Origin of the sequence: Peribacillus loiseleuriae (assembly GCF_001183985.1) — a bacterium.
GTDB classification, from domain to species: domain Bacteria; phylum Bacillota; class Bacilli; order Bacillales; family DSM-1321; genus Peribacillus; species Peribacillus loiseleuriae.
The window spans coordinates 635,150-656,455 of record NZ_LFZW01000001.1 but is presented as its reverse complement, the minus strand read 5'-3'; the positions used below and the strand labels follow the sequence as shown (position 1 = coordinate 656,455).

At 38.6% G+C, this 21,306-nt stretch carries 16 protein-coding genes, 1 pseudogene and 1 riboswitch; of the genes and pseudogenes, 3 read left to right on the top strand and 14 right to left on the bottom strand.

Annotation, left to right across the window (positions count from 1 at the left end; all coding sequences use genetic code 11):
• Positions 1-241: 241 nt before the first annotated feature.
• Positions 242-1,003 (bottom strand): flagellar motor protein MotB, encoded by a 762-nt coding sequence (motB, locus tag AC625_RS02995; protein WP_049679931.1) that lies wholly within the window; start codon positions 1,001-1,003, stop codon positions 242-244.
• Positions 996-1,784: a flagellar motor stator protein MotA gene (gene motA / locus AC625_RS02990; RefSeq protein WP_049679930.1), complete on the bottom strand. Its 789-nt coding sequence runs from the start codon at positions 1,782-1,784 to the stop codon at positions 996-998. Before motA ends, motB begins: the two co-directional genes overlap by 8 nt.
• Before the next feature lie 564 nt (positions 1,785-2,348).
• On the opposite strand from motA, the gene mreBH reads away from it, so the two are divergent.
• Positions 2,349-3,356 carry a rod-share determining protein MreBH gene (mreBH, locus tag AC625_RS02985; protein ID WP_049679929.1) on the top strand — a complete coding sequence of 336 codons (1,008 nt, stop codon included), beginning with the start codon at positions 2,349-2,351 and terminating at the stop codon, positions 3,354-3,356.
• 233 nt (positions 3,357-3,589) lie between these two features.
• Positions 3,590-4,465: a YihY/virulence factor BrkB family protein gene (locus AC625_RS02980; RefSeq protein WP_049679928.1), complete on the top strand. Its 876-nt coding sequence runs from the start codon at positions 3,590-3,592 to the stop codon at positions 4,463-4,465.
• A 172-nt stretch (positions 4,466-4,637) separates the two neighbouring features.
• Here AC625_RS02980 and AC625_RS02975 read toward each other — a convergent pair.
• The 10 genes and pseudogenes from AC625_RS02975 to iolA all read right to left on the bottom strand — a co-directional run bounded on the left by AC625_RS02975 (position 4,638) and on the right by iolA (position 16,798).
• Positions 4,638-5,654 (bottom strand): annotated as a pseudogene (locus AC625_RS02975) (uroporphyrinogen decarboxylase/cobalamine-independent methonine synthase family protein).
• A gap of 107 nt (positions 5,655-5,761) precedes the next feature.
• A riboswitch (SAM riboswitch) is annotated at positions 5,762-5,860 on the bottom strand.
• 168 nt (positions 5,861-6,028) lie between these two features.
• Complete coding sequence (locus AC625_RS02970; RefSeq protein WP_082190924.1) at positions 6,029-6,505, bottom strand: sugar phosphate isomerase/epimerase family protein; 477 nt, start codon at positions 6,503-6,505, stop codon at positions 6,029-6,031.
• Between the two features lie 191 nt (positions 6,506-6,696).
• Complete coding sequence (gene iolG, locus AC625_RS02965; protein WP_049679927.1) at positions 6,697-7,743, bottom strand: inositol 2-dehydrogenase; 1,047 nt, start codon at positions 7,741-7,743, stop codon at positions 6,697-6,699.
• Between the two features lie 101 nt (positions 7,744-7,844).
• On the bottom strand, positions 7,845-8,732 hold the full coding sequence (gene fba / locus AC625_RS02960; RefSeq protein WP_049679926.1) for a class II fructose-1,6-bisphosphate aldolase: 888 nt from the start codon (positions 8,730-8,732) through the stop codon (positions 7,845-7,847).
• A gap of 149 nt (positions 8,733-8,881) precedes the next feature.
• A complete protein-coding gene (locus AC625_RS02955) occupies positions 8,882-10,309 on the bottom strand; it encodes a sugar porter family MFS transporter (RefSeq protein ID WP_049679925.1) in 1,428 nt (475 codons plus the stop codon).
• Positions 10,310-10,339: 30 nt separating this feature from the next.
• The gene (gene iolE / locus AC625_RS02950; RefSeq protein WP_049679924.1) at positions 10,340-11,254 is read right to left on the bottom strand and encodes a myo-inosose-2 dehydratase; all 915 of its coding nucleotides are present in this window, start codon (positions 11,252-11,254) and stop codon (positions 10,340-10,342) included.
• A gap of 16 nt (positions 11,255-11,270) precedes the next feature.
• Positions 11,271-13,181 carry a 3D-(3,5/4)-trihydroxycyclohexane-1,2-dione acylhydrolase (decyclizing) gene (gene iolD, locus AC625_RS02945; protein ID WP_049679923.1) on the bottom strand — a complete coding sequence of 637 codons (1,911 nt, stop codon included), beginning with the start codon at positions 13,179-13,181 and terminating at the stop codon, positions 11,271-11,273.
• 15 nt (positions 13,182-13,196) lie between these two features.
• On the bottom strand, positions 13,197-14,189 hold the full coding sequence (gene iolC, locus AC625_RS02940) for a 5-dehydro-2-deoxygluconokinase (protein ID WP_049679922.1): 993 nt from the start codon (positions 14,187-14,189) through the stop codon (positions 13,197-13,199).
• Between the two features lie 154 nt (positions 14,190-14,343).
• Positions 14,344-15,159 carry a 5-deoxy-glucuronate isomerase gene (gene iolB / locus AC625_RS02935; RefSeq protein ID WP_049679921.1) on the bottom strand — a complete coding sequence of 272 codons (816 nt, stop codon included), beginning with the start codon at positions 15,157-15,159 and terminating at the stop codon, positions 14,344-14,346.
• Between the two features lie 169 nt (positions 15,160-15,328).
• On the bottom strand, positions 15,329-16,798 hold the full coding sequence (iolA, locus tag AC625_RS02930) for a methylmalonate-semialdehyde dehydrogenase (protein WP_049679920.1): 1,470 nt from the start codon (positions 16,796-16,798) through the stop codon (positions 15,329-15,331).
• Between the two features lie 751 nt (positions 16,799-17,549).
• Here iolA and AC625_RS02925 point away from each other — a divergent pair.
• Positions 17,550-18,317 carry a DeoR/GlpR family DNA-binding transcription regulator gene (locus tag AC625_RS02925; RefSeq protein ID WP_049679919.1) on the top strand — a complete coding sequence of 256 codons (768 nt, stop codon included), beginning with the start codon at positions 17,550-17,552 and terminating at the stop codon, positions 18,315-18,317.
• Between the two features lie 567 nt (positions 18,318-18,884).
• Here AC625_RS02925 and AC625_RS02920 read toward each other — a convergent pair.
• Together AC625_RS02920 and AC625_RS02915 are read right to left on the bottom strand one after the other, a co-directional pair.
• Positions 18,885-20,060: a M20 family metallopeptidase gene (locus tag AC625_RS02920; RefSeq protein WP_049679918.1), complete on the bottom strand. Its 1,176-nt coding sequence runs from the start codon at positions 20,058-20,060 to the stop codon at positions 18,885-18,887.
• Positions 20,061-20,062: 2 nt separating this feature from the next.
• Positions 20,063-21,292 (bottom strand): Zn-dependent hydrolase, encoded by a 1,230-nt coding sequence (locus tag AC625_RS02915; protein ID WP_425415430.1) that lies wholly within the window; start codon positions 21,290-21,292, stop codon positions 20,063-20,065.
• Between the last annotated feature and the right edge of the window lie 14 nt (positions 21,293-21,306).

The following is a 21,306-nucleotide window of genomic DNA, read 5'->3' as shown; positions in this document are numbered from 1 at the left end:
ACACACACTTTTAGGGACTGTCTTTACAATCTATACACAGTTTCTAGTAAAACAGCCTCTCGACTTGACCTGTATCTAATTATTGTTAGATCTGTAGACATTCTTTGTTTACGATTCTCAAGCTAATATAAAATAGAAAAAAAGACTCTAGTCACATTCCAATACTTGTAACATGAAAAACCTGGCTTCTATTAAATAGCAAGTATTTCCGCGCCATTTAAAGGAACCAAGTTTGTTTTTCTTATTTCATTATAGTATTCCGTGGCACGATAAGAATTTCCACACGCCGATTCTTCGCTCGTCCAACTGCTGTTTCATTAGCAGCGATTGGCATAAACTCTCCGTATCCTTTAGCACTAAACCATTTAGGATTCAAGCCATTATTTTCAAGCAGTATTTTCATAAAATTCACCGCACGCATCACACTTAAATCCCAGTTAGAATCATATCTAGCCGTTTGAATCGGTACATTATCGGTATGTCCGCTAATTACGATACTACGAGGTGGATCCATGATGAGCAATTCAGATATCTCCCGCGCAATCCCCTGGTTTTCCATCCTTATCTCGGCACTTCCCGAATCAAATAATACATTATCCCGAATTGTAAGGAGCAAACCTCCGCTCGTTAACGAGGTGTCTAATTTGTCATTTAATTGATTGTTCCTGATAAATACATTTACTTTTTCTTGGATTTCTGAGAGCTCCTTTTGTTCGACCTGTCCAAGATTGTCTTGCTCATTCTTTCCAGTACCATCTGCTGAAGGGTCTTTCTTGTCTGGTGGGCCCGGAACAGGAGAAGGATAATTCATTACCCCTGTTCCTCCTGTGAAAATTTGATTGAACACACCCGAAAGTTGTTGGAATTTACTAGCATCAACTGCGCTCGAGGAAAATAGCACGATGAATAATGCCAAGAGCAAGGTCATAATATCCGCATAAGGAACAAGCCATGATTCATCCATATGTTCTTCCTTACGTATTTTCCTTCTCTTCCTAGCCATCTTGCTTCACGCCTTCCAGCCATTTTCTCCGTTCATCAGCCGTCAAATAGGAAGTCAGCTTCTGTTCGATCGTTCGTGGCGCTTCTCCTTCAATAATTGATAGGATTCCTTCAATCATCATTTCCTTAATCCGTACTTCTGCCAGTGATTTACGTTTTAGCTTATTGGCAAATGGATGCCACAGCAGGTACCCTGTAAAGATTCCGAGCATGGTCGCAACGAAGGCTGCTGAAATGGCATGTCCAAGTTCGTCCGTATTATCCATGTTTCCAAGTGCTGCGATTAGCCCTAATACCGCTCCTAATACTCCTAGAGTAGGCGCATATGTACCTGCTTGTGTGAAAATGGCCGCTCCTCCAAGGTGACGCTCTTCCATTGCATCGATTTCTTCAGACAGTACATCACGAATATAATCCGCACTTTGACCTTCTACAGTAAGATTCAAACCATTTTTTAAAAATTGATTATCTACTTGCTCTGCAATGGTTTCTAATGCAAGTAAACCTTCCTTCCTTGCAATCACCGCCCACTCGGAAAATGTTTGAATTAATTCCTGTGGTTTTGTTAGCTCTTGTTCAGTAAATAAAATTTTCAATAGCTTTGGTAGTTTCTTTAATTCAGATGAAGGGAAAGCCGTGATGACAGCTGCAGCTGTTCCACCCAAAATAACTAAGATAGCAGCTGGATTCACCAAGGCAGACATAGCCACACCTTTTAAATACATCCCGACCCCTATTGCAACGACTCCTAGAATGACACCAATTATCGACGTTTTATCCATCATATTCACCCATTCATTTATTCTTCTACTCTCTTTCCTTTATATCGGTAGGAAACGTGAATAAATGAGTACCTTTTTATTTTTTTCAAAAAAACTAACAATATGATTGCTGATTGGTTTTCCGAATCAATTAAATTTCCATTTTCCCCAATATTCGTAAACAAGTTCAACAAAAAGAACAATTTACCTTTTCATGAATAGGACCGGATACGTTATCACTTCGTTTGTACCAGAAAAAAGATTTTAGCCCCCGTCCTCACCTATTACATGCTTGCAATTTTCTAAGCCAATATATGGCCCAGGCTGTTAAGCCGGGATAAACGTGATTGATCAAGTAGCAAGTTTTCTTATGGTACCATTTATGAATTGTCCCTTTAATTGGCATGGTTTTTTATTTTCTAAAATGATATGTTAAATGTCGAGCATTTTCCGGGAAATATTCACTCTTTCGACAGAGGCTTTTGGCGAATGTAAACAATTACCACATATTATTTCCCCCACATTCTACAAATTTTATGTAAAATGCTATATAGGGGTCAAACTCTAATTAATAGGGGTGACTAGATGTTTTCAAATACAGAAATTGGCATCGATTTAGGGACAGCCAATACATTAATTTATAGTAAAAACAAAGGAATTATTTTTAACGAACCATCTGTTGTAGCTATTGATACAATCACCAATAAAGTGGTGGCTGTTGGTAGTGCTGCAAAAGAGATGATTGGAAAAACGCCAGGAAATATAGTGGCTATTCGGCCATTGAAAGATGGAGTTATTGCAGATTTCGATATTACTTCACAAATGCTTAAGCAAATTATGAAGGTAGCAGCGAAGCAGCTTGGACTTTCAATCAGAAAGCCTGTCGTTGTAGTGTGTACACCATCTGGTTCTACGACAGTTGAGCGAAGGGCCATTGAAGATGCCGTGAAAAACTTCGGAGCAAAGCAGGTGCATTTAATAGAAGAAACAGTTGCTGCCGCAATCGGAGCAGACTTGCCCGTTGATGAAGCTACCGCGAATGTCGTAGTAGATATCGGTGGCGGAACAACAGAAGTGGCGATTATCTCCTTTGGTGGCGTCGTATCCTGCAACTCCATACGAATCGGTGGAGATCAGTTTGACGAAGATATTATTCAACATATTAGAAAACAATACAATCTGCTTATTGGAGAGCGCACTGCCGAACGAATTAAAATAGAAATCGGCCATGCTCTCATTCAGCATGACCATCTCACCATGGATATAAGAGGTCGGGATCTTGTCTCAGGTCTGCCGAAAACCGTAACTATTCACTCAGAGGAAATCCAAGAAGCCATTCGTGAGTCCCTTCTTCATATTTTAGAGGCCATTCGTGCTACCCTTGAAGATTGTCCACCTGAGTTGAGTGGTGACATCGTCGACCGAGGTGTAGTCCTTACCGGCGGTGGCGCTATGCTTAATGGTATTCAAGAATGGCTGAGCCAAGAAATTGTCGTTCCTGTTCATCTAGCGCCAAATCCGCTTGAATCGGTCGCAATTGGAACCGGACGTTCTGTACATCTGATAAGTAAACTTCAAAAAGCTATCAAGTAAACTCAAATGCTAACCCTTTCCTCTTTCACTACATGTAGTACGGAAAAGATATTGGAAAAAAAGAATCTCATCCATTGGAAGAGATTCTTTTTTTGCTAATCTCTATTACGCTTGAAGCCAAAACTTTAGGCTTCTTTCTGTTTGTGAGCAAAAGTTTTAGTCTCACCAAGGATTATGATCGTCTTTCGTAGGGAATAGACTTCTAACCAGTCAAAATCCAGGAGTGAAGTCTAATGAAACATCTACTAGCGTTCGGAAAAGAACTTAAGAACGAAATGAAGGAGGATCGGGCAACAGGGTTAGCTGCTGAACAGGCGTATTATTACTTACTTTCCCTCTTTCCATTACTCATTTTATTGCTTTCCATTCTTCCCTATCTAAATATTGAGCCACAACAAGCAATCAACTTTATGAATCATTTCTTGCCTTCAGAAACGACAGACGTGCTAGCTGATACGATTATCGGAATTGTAACAGAGTCAAACGGTGGACTTTTTACAGTAGGAATCTTAGGAACGATTTGGTCAGCATCCAACGGTATGAACGGCTTCATGCATGCTATGAATATTGCTTTTGATGTTAAAGAAACAAGAAATTTCCTTGTAGCTCGACTAATTTCCATTGCCTTAACTTTAGGGATGATCGTTGCCTTTATTGTTGTACTCGTACTTCCGGTATTCGGTAATGTTATTTTAAATATGGCTAATCAAGTTGTACCCATTTCAATCGAATTCAAAAGCATCTTCAATCTTTTACGCTGGGTCATCGCTTTCGCTGTTATTTCGACTGTGCTTACTTTTTTATACAAATTTGCTCCCAATAAGAAATACCTATTTAAGCATGTTCTTCCCGGTGCCATCGTTGCCACTGTCACTTGGCTAATCATTTCCATTGCCTTTTCCTTTTATGTAAGTAACTTTGGCCACTATTCTTCCACATATGGAAGCCTTGGTGGTGTCATCGTTCTTATGCTATGGCTGTATGTAACTGGGCTTATTCTTGTGATAGGTGGAGAAATCAATGCCATTTTTCATAACAGATATTCTTCAGTGAAGGAAGTAACTCGTGTAAAGCCGATGCATTCAAAAGACCGGAAATTAACGACCTAATGAGACGTATCAACTGTGTCAGTAGAACTTCACCGTTTGCAAGGACGTCGACAAACTCCAAGATAGTCATCAAGGTAAACCAATCTCTTCTTACGCTTTCTTTACGACTAACAACGGAGCAAAGCTTATAATTCTAGGCTTTGCTCCGTCATTTCATTTATTTAATTTGGGCTTATCCCCAAACCTCTTTTGAAACATCAACGATGAATTTTAGTTTTTCCCATTGTTGTTCCTCAGTTAGCTTGTTGCCATGATGCGTGGAAGCAAATCCATATTGTGGGCTTAAACACAATTGTTCATGTGGCACAATACGAGCTTTGATTGCTTCTTTATCTTCGACTTCTCCATTTTTAGATGTGACAATTCCCAATACAACTTGTGCACCATCATTAGGAATATGTTCTAATGGTTTAAAATCTCCTGAACGTTCATCGTCATATTCTAAGAAGAAACCATCTACTTTTTCTTTTGCAAGTAAGGTTGGTGCGATGAGTGAATAGCTTCCTTTAAACGCCCAAGTAGATTGATAGTTTCCACGGCATAAGTTTGTTGTCACGATTATATCTTCAGGTTTCCCTTCCAAAACGCCATTGACTACACGCAAGGCTAATTCGATCAAATATTCTCTTGAACACTCCCCATCATTGAATGGGATATCTGGTGAAGAAAGTCCAGCTATGTATATAACGTACACCTTACCTCATAAAACGCTTTTAATGCATCTTGGTACGCTTTAATAATATCAATATCATTTGCATATTCTTCAATGTCTCGGTAGATTGTTTCGCAATAGCTCGGTCCGCAACGATTTTCTTAAATTCAATAAAGTCCTGTATGAATGGATGATCAGGATTGAATGAAATCTTCCCTATATTACGAACATTATATCTCTCTGTTTCTACCCCACCATCAAAAGAGTATCCTTTTTCAGGTACAAATCCTTCAAACCCATTTAAATACTCTAAGAAGTCTAAGTGCCACCATGTGCGTCTAAATTCACCATCCATCACTAGCTCCAGCCCTACCTCAATTTGCTTATCAACAATCCGTTTTATTTCCTTTGTTTCAATTGTTCCGCAGTAATTGTACCTTCTTTAAAGTCTTTTCTTGCATGATGTAGAGTATCTGGTCGCAATAAACTACCTATGTGATCTGCTTTAAATGGTACTTTCGTTATTGTTTTTGTCATGTCCAATTCCTTCTCTCTTTTATTAGATTTTTTGCGTACTAGTAAGCAAAATATAAAAACCTCTTCTTGAAAACAAGATGAGGTTTACGCGCAATGACTATTTACTCTTCTTATCTTCAAGCCTTACGCTTCTGGAATTAGCACAGTACTTAAAAAGTCTGTTACTGAGGTATTAGGGCCAGTCCCTCCACCGCTCTAGATAAGAAAGTTACATATTTAATTGTTTGATAATTCTTACCTTATATCTATTATCATTGAATAGAAAGGATGAAAATATAAAACTCCAATTAATCTAATTGTTCATTTACTTCTTTATAACTAAACAAAAAGCACTGAGATGGCTTATTTTCCTGTTATAAGCTCCCTCTATTTTATTATCTATTCACTACATGTTGAACAGTTTTCACCATACCAATACGTTCTAGATACTCCATTGTTCGTTTGGCAATAGGGAATGGCTTATCAAATGGTGCAGGATACATGTCTTGTTCAACAATCACCCAACCATTAAAATCAATTTCAATAAAAGCTTCTAAAAACGACTCCATATCTACCATGCCATGTTCAGGCTCACACATAATATCTTTACTTATGGCTTTTACGAGTGACCACTTTCCAGTTTGCATACTCTCTCTTACCTTCAGATCGCAATTTTTAATATGAAGATATGGGATTCGATTATGATGTTTACGCATAAAAGCAATAGGATCACCGCCAGCGTACGCATGATGTCCTGTGCCTAGACAGAGCTGGATATCTGTATCTTTTAATAATCTTTCAATTTGTTCTTCTGTCTCAACATGAAGGACCGGACTTGCACAGGATGTGCTGACTTCTGTGTTGCTCGTCATGACGTGCGCGATTTTAATAGAAGGTCATTAATATGCTTTGATGCAATTCGACAGCTATTTTTATCAGACTTTTTTAACACCCTCTAATATTGTGAAATTTCATTAAAAAACAGGGCCTTTGGAATAACAACAACCAAAGGCCCTCATAAAAGGAAAAATAGATTGAGAGGAATCCCAATCTATTCTACAATTTAATTCGTCATAAGAGATTCCGTTTGTACGTGAATTAGTTGGCGTGTCTCAAATGATTTCTTACACGCATAGCCAAGTTTTGTTGATTCTACTCCGTCTTGTACAGTAACTGTTGGCTTACGCTCTTCTAAAATGCAATTAATGAATTCTTCTACTTCGCTTAAATACGCTTGCTCAAAGCGCTCTATAAATCCATCAAAGCATTCTTTTACAGCACCTGTTTCATTAAATATCACGACTTGATTTCTCTCTGGAACTGTACCAATTCTGATGCTACCTTTTGTACCGATGATCTCAGTCTCAATATGATAGCCATGTGCAGAATTTCGGCCAGCAACGAAAATCCCCATTGCATTATTTGCAAAGCGAACCATGGCCGCACCAGTTTCAGCATCTTGTAGTTCATCAAATTCCGAACGTGCATAGCCGCCACCAATCGCCCAAACTTCCTGCGCTTCAGATCCCATATACCACCGCGCTAGATCAAAGTCATGAATAGACATATCTAAGAAAAGTCCACCACTATAATTGGCTTTTGCAAATTTCAAGAAATTATCCATCTGGCTAGCTGGGTCAAGTCCATAACAACGAATCAAGATTGGTTCCCCTATATCACCATTGTCAATCTTTTGCTTAGCAGCAGCATAAGAACGATCATATCGACGCATAAACCCTACCATAAATACTTTATCAGAATGTGCTTCAACTGCCTTCTTCACTTCTTCTACTTCTTCAAGGTATAATCCTAGTGGTTTTTCACTAAAAACATGGAATCCAGCATGAAGAGCTTTTATTATTTGTTCACAATGATAACCTGATGGCGACGCAATGAAAATAGCATCTAATTCTTTGTTCGTTAGCATTTCATCATAGTTTGCATAACTATATGGAATTCCCCATTTTTCTTGAAATTCATTTATTTCACTTTCGACCACACTACATATTGCCGTAAGCTCACAATTAGGAATTCGAGAAGCTATATTCTCCGCATGTTGACGTCCTAATCGACCAAGTCCTACAATTCCTACCTTAATTTTTCCTGCCATCTTCCATTCTCCTTCTTTTGTTAAAAATGCCATATCATATTTTTTGTTTCTTTTATTAGATGGATTAGGAGCGTTACATTATATGAGCTCCTTCACTTCTCTTATGCTTTATGACTCGTTTTATACTCTTTCATTTTAGCTCTGACTGTTGCAGTGACTGCTTCTTTACCAGGTGTTAATATTGCGCGAGCATCGTACACCTGACTATCATTTTCTAGCACTTCACGAACAGCTTTTGTCCACGCCCGTAAACATTCTGTATTCACATTAATTTTGGCGTGACCTAGTTCTATTGCCTTCTGAATTTGGTATTCAGGTATACCTGAGCCACCATGTAATACAAGTGGTATTTTTGTCAACTCAGAGATTTGTTTCATCTCATCAAATCCGAGTTTAGGTTCACCTTGATAAAGTCCATGAACTGAACCAAGGGCAGCTGCCAATGCATCTACCCCTGTTTCATTTACAAGCTGTAAACATTCATCTGGATCTGCATATGTAATTCCACCTATTAGTCCATCCTCATTTCCGCCAACTGTTCCAACTTCCGCTTCTACTGATACTTGTTTTGAATGTGCATATTCAACAACTTGTTTGGTCATGGCGATATTTTCATGAATTGGATAATGAGATCCGTCGATCATAACTGAACTAAATCCAGCATCAATGGCTTGTTTACATCTTTCAACGCTCATACCATGATCTAAATGCAGCGCAACTGGAACAGTTATGTTCAATTCCTCTACAAGTCTATGAACCATAGTAGCTATCATGTTAAAACCGCCTAAATAATCAACAAGTCTGTCAGACGCTGCCAATATGACAGGTGCCCGTTCTTCTTCTGCTGCTTGTAAAATGGCTTCTGCCCACTGAAAACTGTTAATATTATACTGCCCAACAGCGTATTTTTCTTCTTTTGCTTTTATAAGCATCTCTTTCATAGATACTATCGTAGATGATACTGCCGCCACTTGTATCTCACCTCTCATATCAAAAAATAATCAATTATTTCTTTTTTTAGTTATTAGCTTAGTAAAAGATACTAGCTATCAGGAATAAGGATATTTATACGACTAAACGTCGTAAGTGCCTACAACACAATCAAAAGATAGCTCCTTTATAAGCCGTTCTACTATTCTTATTGAGCCTTTCTTAATTCTCTCTGATTGTTTTCATCATAGTTCCGGAAATATTGTTCCAGCTCCTCAAGTGAGTGGTCTTTAGTTTCTGGCAAAAATTTAGCCACAAATAAAACTGACAAAACCCCTAAACCTGCGAAGACAAAGAACGTTGTGGATAAACCAATCGTTCCGAGCAATACCGGGAAAAACAACCCAACAAAGAAGTTTGATATCCATAGAAAAAACACACTTAATCCCATACCAAGACCACGGAACCTTTGTGGGAATATTTCCGAAAGCGTTAACCATGTTACTGGTCCAATGGATCCCTGAAAGAATGCAAGAAACATAACGGTCATAGATAGAACAAGATACGGAAGTGCCGGAGACCCTTCCAATGTTAAAGAGAATATCCCAATAAGTAGAAGCGATATGATTGTCCCGCACAGACCAATGATTAGCATTGGTCGACGTCTGACCTTTCCAAGTAGCCAAATACCGAAGAGCATGGCTGCTACTGAAATGAGACCATTGGCAACGTTAGCGATAAGTGCAGCATCCGTTGTGAATCCAGACTGCTGAAGAATCTGGGTACCGTAGTACATAATTGAGTTAATACCTGTGACTTGATTCACAATGGCAATTCCAATTCCAAGAATTAAAATGCGACGAACCCAAGATACAGAAAAGTCTTTAATGGTTGCCTGCTTAATTTCCGACTCTTTGCTAATGCCTGTCTCGATTTCTTTGAGTTCTGCTTCAGCACTTTTTCCTTCACGTATTTGCTTAAGGACACGCAACGCATCCCCTTTTTTCCCCTTTGATGCAAGCCAGCGTGGGCTCTCTGGTACAATCATCATGCCGAAAAATAGGACGACAGCTGGTAAGGCTGCGATGACTAGCATGTACCGCCATACATGTGGATGATCCCCCATTGTAGTACCAAGGATCGCATTAAAGACAAAAGCTAATAATTGTCCTGTAACGATCATCAATTCATTCCGAGTAACAATTGCGCCCCGCTTCTCTGCAGTTGCCATTTCTGCTAAATACGTAGGTACTGTAACTGAAGCACCACCAACAGCTAGCCCAAGCAAGAAACGAAAGACAACCATCACCATAGTATTTGGAGCAAGGGTACATCCAAGTGTTGCAAAAAAGAACAATAGGGCAAGATGCATAATGTTTTTACGGCGGCCAACACGATCTGATAGGCGGCCGCAAAACACTGCACCGATTGCAGCTCCTAATAGAAGTGAACTTGCGACTAGACCTTCAGTGAATGGCGTGAGATTAAGCTGATCGGGTCTCGACATAAAAGGCAATGCACCATTTACAACACCAGTATCATATCCGAACAACAGCCCCCCAAATGTCGCGATTAATGCAAAAGTTCCTAAAGACTTGTTTGGATTATGTTTTTTCTTAGTTATGTGTTCTTGCATATATTTCATCCCCTTTCAGGGCTTTTAAAATTAATTTCTGACTAATCTATTACCTTCTTTTTGAATTAATTTTTCATCAATATATTTTCGAGCCATTAAAGCATACTCTAAAGGATGTGCGACAGAAGGATCTTGTTCAGCCTCAATGACAATCCAGCCTTGATAATTCGTATCAAGCAACTGCTTGTATACTTTTACAAAGTCGATACAGCCGTCACCTGGTACGGTAAACATGCCACTTAAAAAGGAATGTAAAAATGATTTTCCGCTCTTTTTGCATTGATCCATTACATCTTTTCTAACATCTTTAAAATGAACATGTTTGATACGATCCATATGCTTATGTAACAATGATATATAATCACCATCAGAAACGTAGATGTGACCTGTATCATAAAGTAAATGCACATAGTTTGAATCAGTGCTTTCCATTAGACGGTCTACTTCTTCTATCGTTTGAATACCTGTTCCCATATGGTGGTGATAGACTAATTTCAGATTGTACTGTTTTGCGATTTTGCCAAGTTCATTTAATCCTCGGCATAATTTTACCCATTCCTCATCAGTAAAATAAGGTTTTTCAGAAAACACATTACTATTTAACCCTTGAATACTATATGTTTGCTCTGAAACGACTGCCACGTCTCCATGAACTTCCTGTAAATACTCACAATGTTTGTGGAAAGCTTTAGATACTTCTTCGACACCATCACGAATGAGAAAACTACTGAACCATTGACCAGCGATTTTTAAATTACGAAGTTCCAGTTCTTTGTTTAACACTTTGGGTTCAGGGAAGAAGCCGCCAACTTCTGTCCCTTGAAAACCCGCCACTACAATATCGCTTAATAGGTGCTGCAATGTATTCTCTGCACCGATTTCTGGAATATCATCATTACGCCAGCCAATCGGGGCAATTCCCCATGAAATCTTTCCCTCTTCCATAAAGCGACCCTCTTTCTTAATATTGTTTGGCAATCTTTAGTTTTTGTTGTTTTAATTCATATGCCTTTTGCGTGCTCTCTTTTTCAGATACTTCAGCAACACCAACATGCCACCAGCTGTCATATCCATCTGTCATTGTTTTTGGCAGCACTTTCATTTCTATCAATGTTGATACTTCCTGTTTCTTCGCGTCTTCTAATGCTGCTTGTAGTTCTTCGACTGTATTAGTGCGATAAGCTTTAGCCCCGTATCCTTCTGCTACTTTTGCATAATCAATATTCAAGATTTTATGATCATGCGTCCTAAATTCACAGAAATAACTGCCGCCTCCATTTCCCATCTGCAAATTATTAATGCAACCAAACCCTGAGTTATCGAATAACAGGATATTAACTTTTTGATTATATTGAATGGCTGTGATAAATTCCGAATGTAACATGAGGAAACTACCATCACCTACAAGGGAGTAAACCTCTTTTGTTGGCTCTGCTAATTTGATGCCTAATGATCCTGAAACCTCATACCCCATACATGAATAGCCATATTCAAGATGATAAGTATTCGGTACAGTTGGATTCCAAATACGTTGTAAATCTCCTGGTAGTGATCCAGCAGCACTTATCACGATACTGTCAGGTTCGATGGTGTCATTAATAGTAAGTAATGCTGTTGTTTGTGCCAATTCTGTTTGTAAAGCGTCAGCATATTCATTTAGCATGTCTTGAGAGAATTGATTTTTCACCTCAGGATCAAAGCTCTCACGACTAAAACTGACTTGACTTAAACGCTCACGCTCTGCTACCCATTCTTCTTTTAATTCAGTAATCACATTGGCAAATTCACTCTCATATCCATCTAATAGAGGAGCCAATTGTTCTAATGTTGTTTTTGCATCTGCTACAACTTGGAACGCATCCAATTTATAAGCTTGCATCCGACTTACGTTGATATTTAGGAACTTTGTTGTCTCGAAATTAAAAGCGGTTTTTGATGAAGTAGCAAAATCTGTATATCTTGTACCAATCCCAATAATTAAGTCCGCTTGACGTGCTGCTTTATTAGCCGCTAATGTTCCAGTAACCCCCAAGCCCCCTAAATTACTTTTAAATGTGGATTCTACAGTTGCCTTACCAGCTTGTGTTTCGACTAATGGAATATGATGTTTTTCTGAAAGCTTCATTATAATTTCACGGGCTTCAGAATATTTTGCTCCTCCCCCAACAAGTATGACAGGTTTTTTGCTTGCTTTAATTAACTCAGCCGCCCCTTTTAACTCACGATCTACCGGAGCTTTACGATCGAGATAATGGACACGCTTCCCAAAGAATTTCTCATCAAAATCATATGCTTCCCCTTCAACATCTTGAGAAATACAAATGGTTGCCGGACCTGCTTTGGCCGGATCTGTCATGACTTCAAATGCGCGAATCAAACTAGACATCAACTGTTCAGGGCGGGTGATACGATCCCAATATCTTGAAACTGGTTTAAGTGCATCATTTGTTGTAATGGCTGCACTATACTCTTGTTCAACTTGTTGTAATACGGGGTCAGGCTGACGCGTTGCAAAAGTATCCCCTGGTAAAAACAATACCGGGATGTTATTAGCAAGAGCTGTACCAGCAGCTGCTGCCAAATTGGCTGCACCTGGTCCAACAGATGTTGTAACTGCATATATTTTGTGGCGCAACATTTGCTTACTATAAGCGATGGCAGCGTGAGCCATTCCTTGTTCATTTTTCCCTTGGATTACTTTCAAATGACCTGAATCTTGCTCAAGTGCCTGACCGATTCCCAAAACATTTCCATGTCCAAAAATAGTAAAAATCCCTTCAACAAAAGGTAATTCTTGGCCATCAACATGGATATATTGTTGATTCAAAAATTTGATTAAAGCTTGTGCTGTTGTTAATCGAATGGTTGCCATGAATTTCACCTCAATCTAAATGGTTGCTTTTTCTGATTCCCTGGAAATTAATTGTTCAATTTCTTCTACTGTAGGCATCGCTTCTGAAGAACTATGTTTGCTTACTACAATAGCCGCTGACGCACTGCCATATTTTAAAGCGGTTTCAATTTCTTCACCTGAAATTAAAGCGTATAAGAAAGCAGAAGCATAGGAATCACCGGCACCGAACGTTTTTAATACTTTTGTTAAATAGGCTTGCCCTCTGAACATTTGCCCTGATTTTGTGTAGGCATAGGAACCATCTACGCCGTGCTTAATTACGATTAACTCTGGAGAATGTTTAAACAAATTATTGACGGTATTCTCGTTTTGCCCTTCTGTACGATTTTCCATTACATCAAATTCATCACGTGTACCAATGACAACATCGGCTTGCTTTGCGACTAATGAATAATAAACAGAGGTTGCTTCAGCAGATTCCCAAGTATACGGACGGTAATCTAATTCAAAAATAACTTTTACGTCATTTTTCTTAGCGAGGTTTACTGCTTTTAATACCGCTTCACGAGATGGACTTTTCGAAAGCGCTGTACCTGAAACGAGTAAAATCTTTGATTGTTTGATGTAATCCTCATGAACCTCAGATGGTTTTAAATAGAGATCTGCCACATCTTCTCGGTACATTAAAATACTGCATTCTTCTGGGCTTTTAATCTCTGTAAAAGCTAGTCCTGTTTTATGCCCTTCTTTATCTATCACCATATTGGATGTATCAATCCCAACACCACGCATATATTGTTCGATAAAGCGGCCATGTTGGTCATCAGAAAGTTTACCAATAAATCCTGCTTTTAAGCCTAGCTTAGAGCCGCCAATGGCAATATTAGCTGGTGATCCACCTACGTATTTTGAAAATGTCATTGTGTCTTCCATCGGACGGTTATACTCTACGGCGTTTAAATCAATACAAGCGCGACCAATCGCGATAATGTCGTATTTTCTCTCTGTATTAAATTCATATTTCATCTCGGATAACAGCTCCTTTTCTGTGGATAAGGGGCGGGGCTTCGCAAAATCAGTTCCCCACCGCCACCTTCATTAGGTGGTACAGTTTAAGATCTTAAACCTTTTTCATCGCCTGAGTTGGGAGTAGACTCTCATGGATGTTTTTCATCTATTTTTACCGCTTTAAAATCCATTCATGATCAGGATCGTTGTGGAATTTCCAAGTACGTGTTGGTCCCGCCATTACGTTTAAATAATAAGATTGATAGCCATCAGGTACACCAACTGGATGATACCCTACTGGTACGATGACTACATCACCATTCTCGACAGTCATTGTTTCATCGAGTGAACGGTCGTCCGTATACACACGTTGGAAAACAAATCCTTGCTGCGGATTCATTTCGTGATAATAGGTTTCTTCTAAAAACGATTCTTCTGGTAAGTTATCCTGATCATGTTTATGTGGTGGATAACTTGACCAATTTCCGCTCTCTGTATATACTTCTACAACTAGCAAACTATTAGCAGATGGATCTGAATCAGGTAAAATATTATGTACTAGTCGTTTATTATTGTTTGTTCCTCTATTTTCAAACGTAATATCTGACGCTCTAATTAGTTTTGTAGGTAATTGTTTTTCAGAAGGTGAATAGCAAAGTGCCACACGAGCTTGACTCATTGCTTCGACTTCAAAACTACGATCATTTGATACATATACGCTATCTGTTGGTATTTTTTCAAAAACGCTTTCGCGCGTACCAATATTATGAAACGTTTCTTCTTTGTCTGTGACATTGATTTTTCCAGTTAACGCCACAATGCAACATTCTGTTTTCGCTAATTCCTCTGAATACTTAGCACCTGGAGCTAAATCGACGATTTTAAATTCAACATATTTTAATGAGGAATTCTCCGCCGTTACTTCATGAACAATTGTCACTGCAGAAGTCGATTCGGCTTTAGCTGGTTTTCTGCGCAATTTACTCATTATGAACACCTCTTATTTTTCTAATTCTTTCTATTATATAAGTACATGAATGAGTTCACTTGAGTCAGAGAAGAGTTCTTTATTAGGAAACTCTCTCTGACCTGATTTTTTCTTACAAGCATTCATGATTTAAGAACTAAAAATGACTGCCTTCATCTAACAATATGCCTTATTCAAAAGTTGGTTCTGCGTAACGTGCTGTGACAACTTTTTTACGGGTATAGAAATCAACACTGTCTTTTCCATTTGCGTGTAAAGTACCGAAGAATGATGATTTCCATCCGGAGAATGGGAAAATAGCCATCGGGGCTGGTACACCTAAATTAATTCCTAACATCCCTGCGTCAATATTTTCACGGAAGTAACGTACTGAATGAGCATTCGTTGAAAATAGACAAGCTCCATTTGCAAATTCTGATTGATTCGCAATTTCAATCGCTTCTTTTAAGTTTTTCACACGAATGATCGATAATACTGGAGCAAATATTTCATCTTTCCAAATTGTCATATCCGTTGTTACACCATCGAAAATGGTTGGTCCAACGAAATAGCCATCTTCAGGTGAGTTCGTTCGACCATCACATACGAGATTTGCACCTTCTGCAAGCCCTTTTTCAATATAACTGATCGTACGTTTTTGATTTTCTTCTCTTATAACGGGACCTAAAAATACACCATCATCCAGGCCGTTACCAATTTTAATAGCGGCTGTTTTTTCTTTTAACTTCGCCATAAATGCATCGGCAATTCCTTCTTCTACAGTTACAACAGCACATGCCATGCAACGTTCACCAGCAGAACCAAATGCAGCCCCGATAATATTTGTCACTGTTTCCTCTAAATCAGCATCATTTAGGACAATCGTATGGTTTTTAGCACCTGTTAACGCTTGAACACGTTTTAAATTCTCGCTGCCTCGTTTGTATACGTATTCTCCTACAGGTTTTGAACCGACGAATGAAATCGCTTTAATCTCAGGATGATCTAAAATACCATTTACGACATCATGTGCACCGTGAACAACGTTAAATACCCCATTTGGAAGTCCGGCTTCGGTAAATAATTCTACTATTCTTTGTGTTAAAAGCGGCGTTCTTTCTGATGGTTTCAAAATAAACGTATTCCCTAGCGCGATTGCCATCGGGAACATCCAACATGGCACCATCATCGGGAAGTTAAATGGTGTAATTCCACCAATAACACCAATTGGATAGCGATATGTTGTTGCTTCAACATCTGTAGCAATCGAAGATAGTGAATCTCCCATCATTAAAGTTGGTGCACCTGCAGCAAATTCTACATTTTCAATTCCACGTTGCACTTCGCCTAACGCCTCAGAAAGATTTTTACCATTTTCAATTGTGATTAGACGAGCTAGCTCTTCTTTATGTTTTGTTAATAATTGCTGATAATTGAATAAGATTCTTGCACGTCGTGGTACCGCAACTTTGCTCCATTTTTCAAATGCTTTTTTCGCGACTTCTGCCGCATATTCGATATCTTCTTTTGTTGAAAGTGGTACTTGGGCAATCACTTCTTTTGTTGCTGGGTTGTAAACGTCTTCATATTGAGTCGTTTTGCTTTCAACCCATTCACCATTTATATAATTTTTTAGTTTTTCTACTGCTACTGTTGGCATGTCAATTCCTCCTAGAGAATACCTTTAAATTTTGGCACTACATGAATAAATGCTAATACCTTTTTAATAACTTATCTATTTGGTCATTGTAACTGTATTCCATCAAATGATTCCAAATTGGTAAGGTTTATTACTTTTTGGATATCTTTTGATTATCTTATGATTAGATTATATTAATAAAAGCGCTTTCAGTCAAATGTTTTCTATTAATTCAAATATTTTTTTACTAAATTACTAAATTATTACACATTTATACGCAGAAACTAACCACTATATTGAATCGATTCATTCATATGTCTATTCCCTTGTTAAAAGAAAGAGATTATTAACTTCGAAAACCCTTTCAATCATCTTTTTTTTGATTTCATAAAATAAAATGATTATCTTTTGGTTAAGTATTGATAAAGCGCAACTGATATGACATACTATAATCAATTATCTAGTTAATCTATTTTGTTAAAATGTCTTATAGTGCATATTCAAAAAGGAGGATAAAAAGAGCCGAGAAGTTCGAGGAGCGATTGTCTCTATACCTGCACGTATACAGTAATACGTGAGGACTGGGCTTGCACAGGACGTGCGCGATCTTAACAGAAGGTCATTAATGAGTGACGAAGAAATTCGCAAGCTTTTTTACCGGAATTTTTGAACAACCTCTTATTGTAATGAGACTTTGATACATGTTATCATCTAATAACTCTATGACAATGTAACGAATAGTGGATATATTAGTAAATAAGGATGGATAAATATGATAAAAGTGAAACGAATTAACCTAATCCGAGATTATATTTTTGAACATCAAACTGTATCTTTTGATGAACTTGTTAATGTCTTTAATGTATCCAAAAATACAATTAGACGTGATATTCAGTTGTTAGTTGAAAGCGGGGACATTAAGAAGGTATATGGTGGAGTCGCTGTGAATCATTCAACACTTGTATCCTTTACTGATCGAATCACACGTAACCAGCAACAAAAAGTAATAATTGCTCAATCAGCTGCACAATATGTTGAAGACGGAGATATTATTTTTATCGATTCAGGGACGACAACATTAGAAATGTTTGAGTTTTTAAAGACAAAAGAATTGACGATTATTACGAATAATCTTGATTTTATTATTAATTCTCTCCCTTTTGAAAATTTAAATGTCATTTCAACGGGAGGAATGCTTGAACGCAAAACCAAATCGTTTGCGATCTTAAAAAAAATGGATTTATTAATGGCGTATAACATTAACAAAGCGTTCATGGCTTCAACAGGCATCTCCATAACAAATGGTGTGACCAATTCATCCCCTCTTGAAAATGAAATAAAACAAACAGTTGTTGAAAGAAGTTCAGAAGTCTATTTATTGGTTGATCATTTTAAATTTGATAAGTCTGCTGTCATGACTTATTGCACGTTAGATAAGATCGATTATTTGATTACCGACACCCTACCAGATGAAACATATCAAGAATTTGCAAAATCAAACGGAATTCATCTTGTTACCGCCAATGAATTAGCTTTGTAAATATATTGGGGATATTAATTTTCGGTCGATAAAGCCTGTCATCACCCGCAAGATTCAATATAGTAGTCGATTCGCTGTTGTTTTGAGAAATGTGATCATGCTGTTTATGCCTTAAGGTAGATACAGGCTTTAATGAGCAAAAACAAGAAGAGAAAACCGATGGATTAGCCTTTTAAACAGACTATTAAATTCAATTCGGATATAGAAATATTCATCATTAGCTTACAAATAACCATAATGTATGTTCGTCTTCGCGTTGCATATAGTGCGACAATATGATGACAAATTCTCTCCTATTTATTGTAAGCGTTACCATAATCACTCATGAAATAGGTTCACTTTGGTCTGATGCACAAAGTTCGATTTCAGCTCGCAAAAACTCTTTTCCAGTGCGTAAAGCGCTCATTCCTCAGCTGGTGGATCCCATTCGGGCATGAAAACTTGATCTACAGGACTGAACACTTTCACTTTTCAATGAAAATCACTACTCGCATCCGCAAAAAAAGACAAAGAAGGTGTCCATAAGAGTCTGAACCCTCTGGATTCCACCTTCTTTTGCCTACTCTCTTACTCGTTCAAATATGCCCATGCATATTGAGCGTATAGTTCGGCTCCAGTAGCGAGAGCGTCTTCGTCAATATTGAATTTTCCATGGTGATGTGCCCATTCCGTATCTTTTTCGGGATTCCCACTGCCGACTAATGCGAAACTGCCAGGGGCCTCGTCTAAATAGAAGCTAAAGTCTTCGCCACCCATTGTCGGCTTTTCAGTATATAAAACATCCTCGCCGAAGGCTCCCGAAGCGACCTGTTGTACAAACTTAGCACTATATTCATCATTAATAACCGGTTGGGTTCCGCGAATATATTCCACTTCGGCACTTGCCCCGTAAATATTTGCAACATTTTCAGCGTATTGCTCGATTTGCTTTTCAATATGTGCACGCGTTTCATTGTCAAAACAACGGACCGTTCCTTCGATGACAGCATTTTCAGCAATGACATTGAAGCGTGTGCCGACATCCATTTTTCCTATTGTAAGCACGGCAGGTCTTTGCGGATCAATTGTTCTTGATACAACAGTTTGAACATTCATGACGAAAGAGGAAGCAACAATGGCTGCATCGATGCAATCATGTGGCATGGCGCCGTGACCACCTTTTCCTTTAAATGTAACTTTAACAATATCGGCTGAAGCAAAAGATGGTCCCGGTGTACATGAAACTTTATGAGTCGGCATCTGTGACCATATATGAATACCAAATACATTATCGACGCCTTCCATCGCACCTTGCTTCACCATTTCTCGTGCACCTGTTGCCGCTTCTTCAGCAGGTTGGAATATTAATCTTACAGTCCCGGGTAGTTCCTCTTTACTTTCATTTAGAGCTTTGGCTGCAATAAGCAGCATGGCAGTATGTGCATCATGACCACAAGCATGCATTTTTCCATCTTCCTTTGAAGCATATGGAAGATCTTTGTTCAATTCTTCTACTGGTAATGCGTCTATATCCGCTCTTAAAGCGACCGTTTTCCCTACCTTGGCCCCTGCTACATTTGCAATGACACCTGTAGGATTTGTTCGACGATAAGGAATTCCTAAATTTTCTAGATATTCACAAATGAATGCTGTCGTGTTTTCTTCTTCCCATGATACCTCTGGCTCACTGTGGAGCTTTCTGCGTAACTCTGTTAGTTCTTCACTATATGTCTGAATCGCTTCTTTAATTTTTTGATGAATCATGTTTATTCAACCTCCGTTAAGTTCTTCGCTGCTTCAAAAAGGATTTGGAAACCCTCCGCCAAATGACGTGCATCCGACCATTCTTCTGGACAATGGCTAAGCCCGTCTTTACTTGGAATGAAAATCATCCCGACATTTGTAACATCAGAAAAGATCATCGCATCATGACCTGCGCCACTATTAATGGAACAATACGGGATTTCTAACCTACTACTCTCTTGTTTTAACAAAGAACGAATGTCCATATTCAATTCTTTTGGTTGAATATATAAAAGCTCTTCAACAGATGTCCGGATTCCATTTTCACTGTAAGACTGTATCAGTTCTATTGTTTTTCGGATTGTGTTTCGTACGTTTTCTTCCTTACCAGATCTGATGTCCACAGAGAATATCACTTTCTCTGGAATGACATTTGCTCCATTAGGAAAGACTTCTAAACGACCTGTTGTGATGACGGTTCCTTCTCCTTCATCGATTGCAAGATCCGGAAGTTGTGAAATGATCTTTGCAGAAATAACTAAAGCATCCGAGCGGCGATCCATTGGAGTTGTACCTGCATGACCTGCTCGCCCTTCTATCGTCACTTCCAATTGGGCCAACCCAACGATGGCTTCAACGACACCGATTGGAAGATTCTTTTCTTCTAGAATCGGGCCTTGTTCGATATGCAACTCCAAAAATGCCTTTATTGTATTTGGCTTTCTCTCTTTGGCTAATGAAGAATCTAGTCCGATTTTTGACATTGCTTCTTCCGTCGAGATGCCGTCTTTGTCTTTTAGATTTTTAAACTCTTCCTCACTCAGTGAACCGATAATTCCTCGCGATCCCATCAGTCCGCCACCAAATCTTGATCCTTCTTCTTCGACCATCGCAATGATTTCCAAAGGATATTTCGGTTTTAATTGATTTTCAGAAAAGAGAGCGGCTACTTCCAAACCTGCAACGACTCCGGCAGTACCGTCATACGCTCCACCATTCGGGACAGAATCAAAATGTGAACCAATGAGAACGCTTGGTGCGTCTTTTAAACTTCCTTCAAACTTTCCAAAAATATTGCCAAAACCATCTTCCGAAACAATCAGACCATATCCCTTCATTTTTTCCTTGATATAATTTCTTGCTTGCAAATCTTCTTTGCTGTACGTAAGGCGAGTAACCCCTTTATCAGGTGTCGATGTAAATGCACTTAAAGCGTTTATATGGCTTTCCATTCGTTGTTGAGACATTTTCACAATCCCCTTCTTTT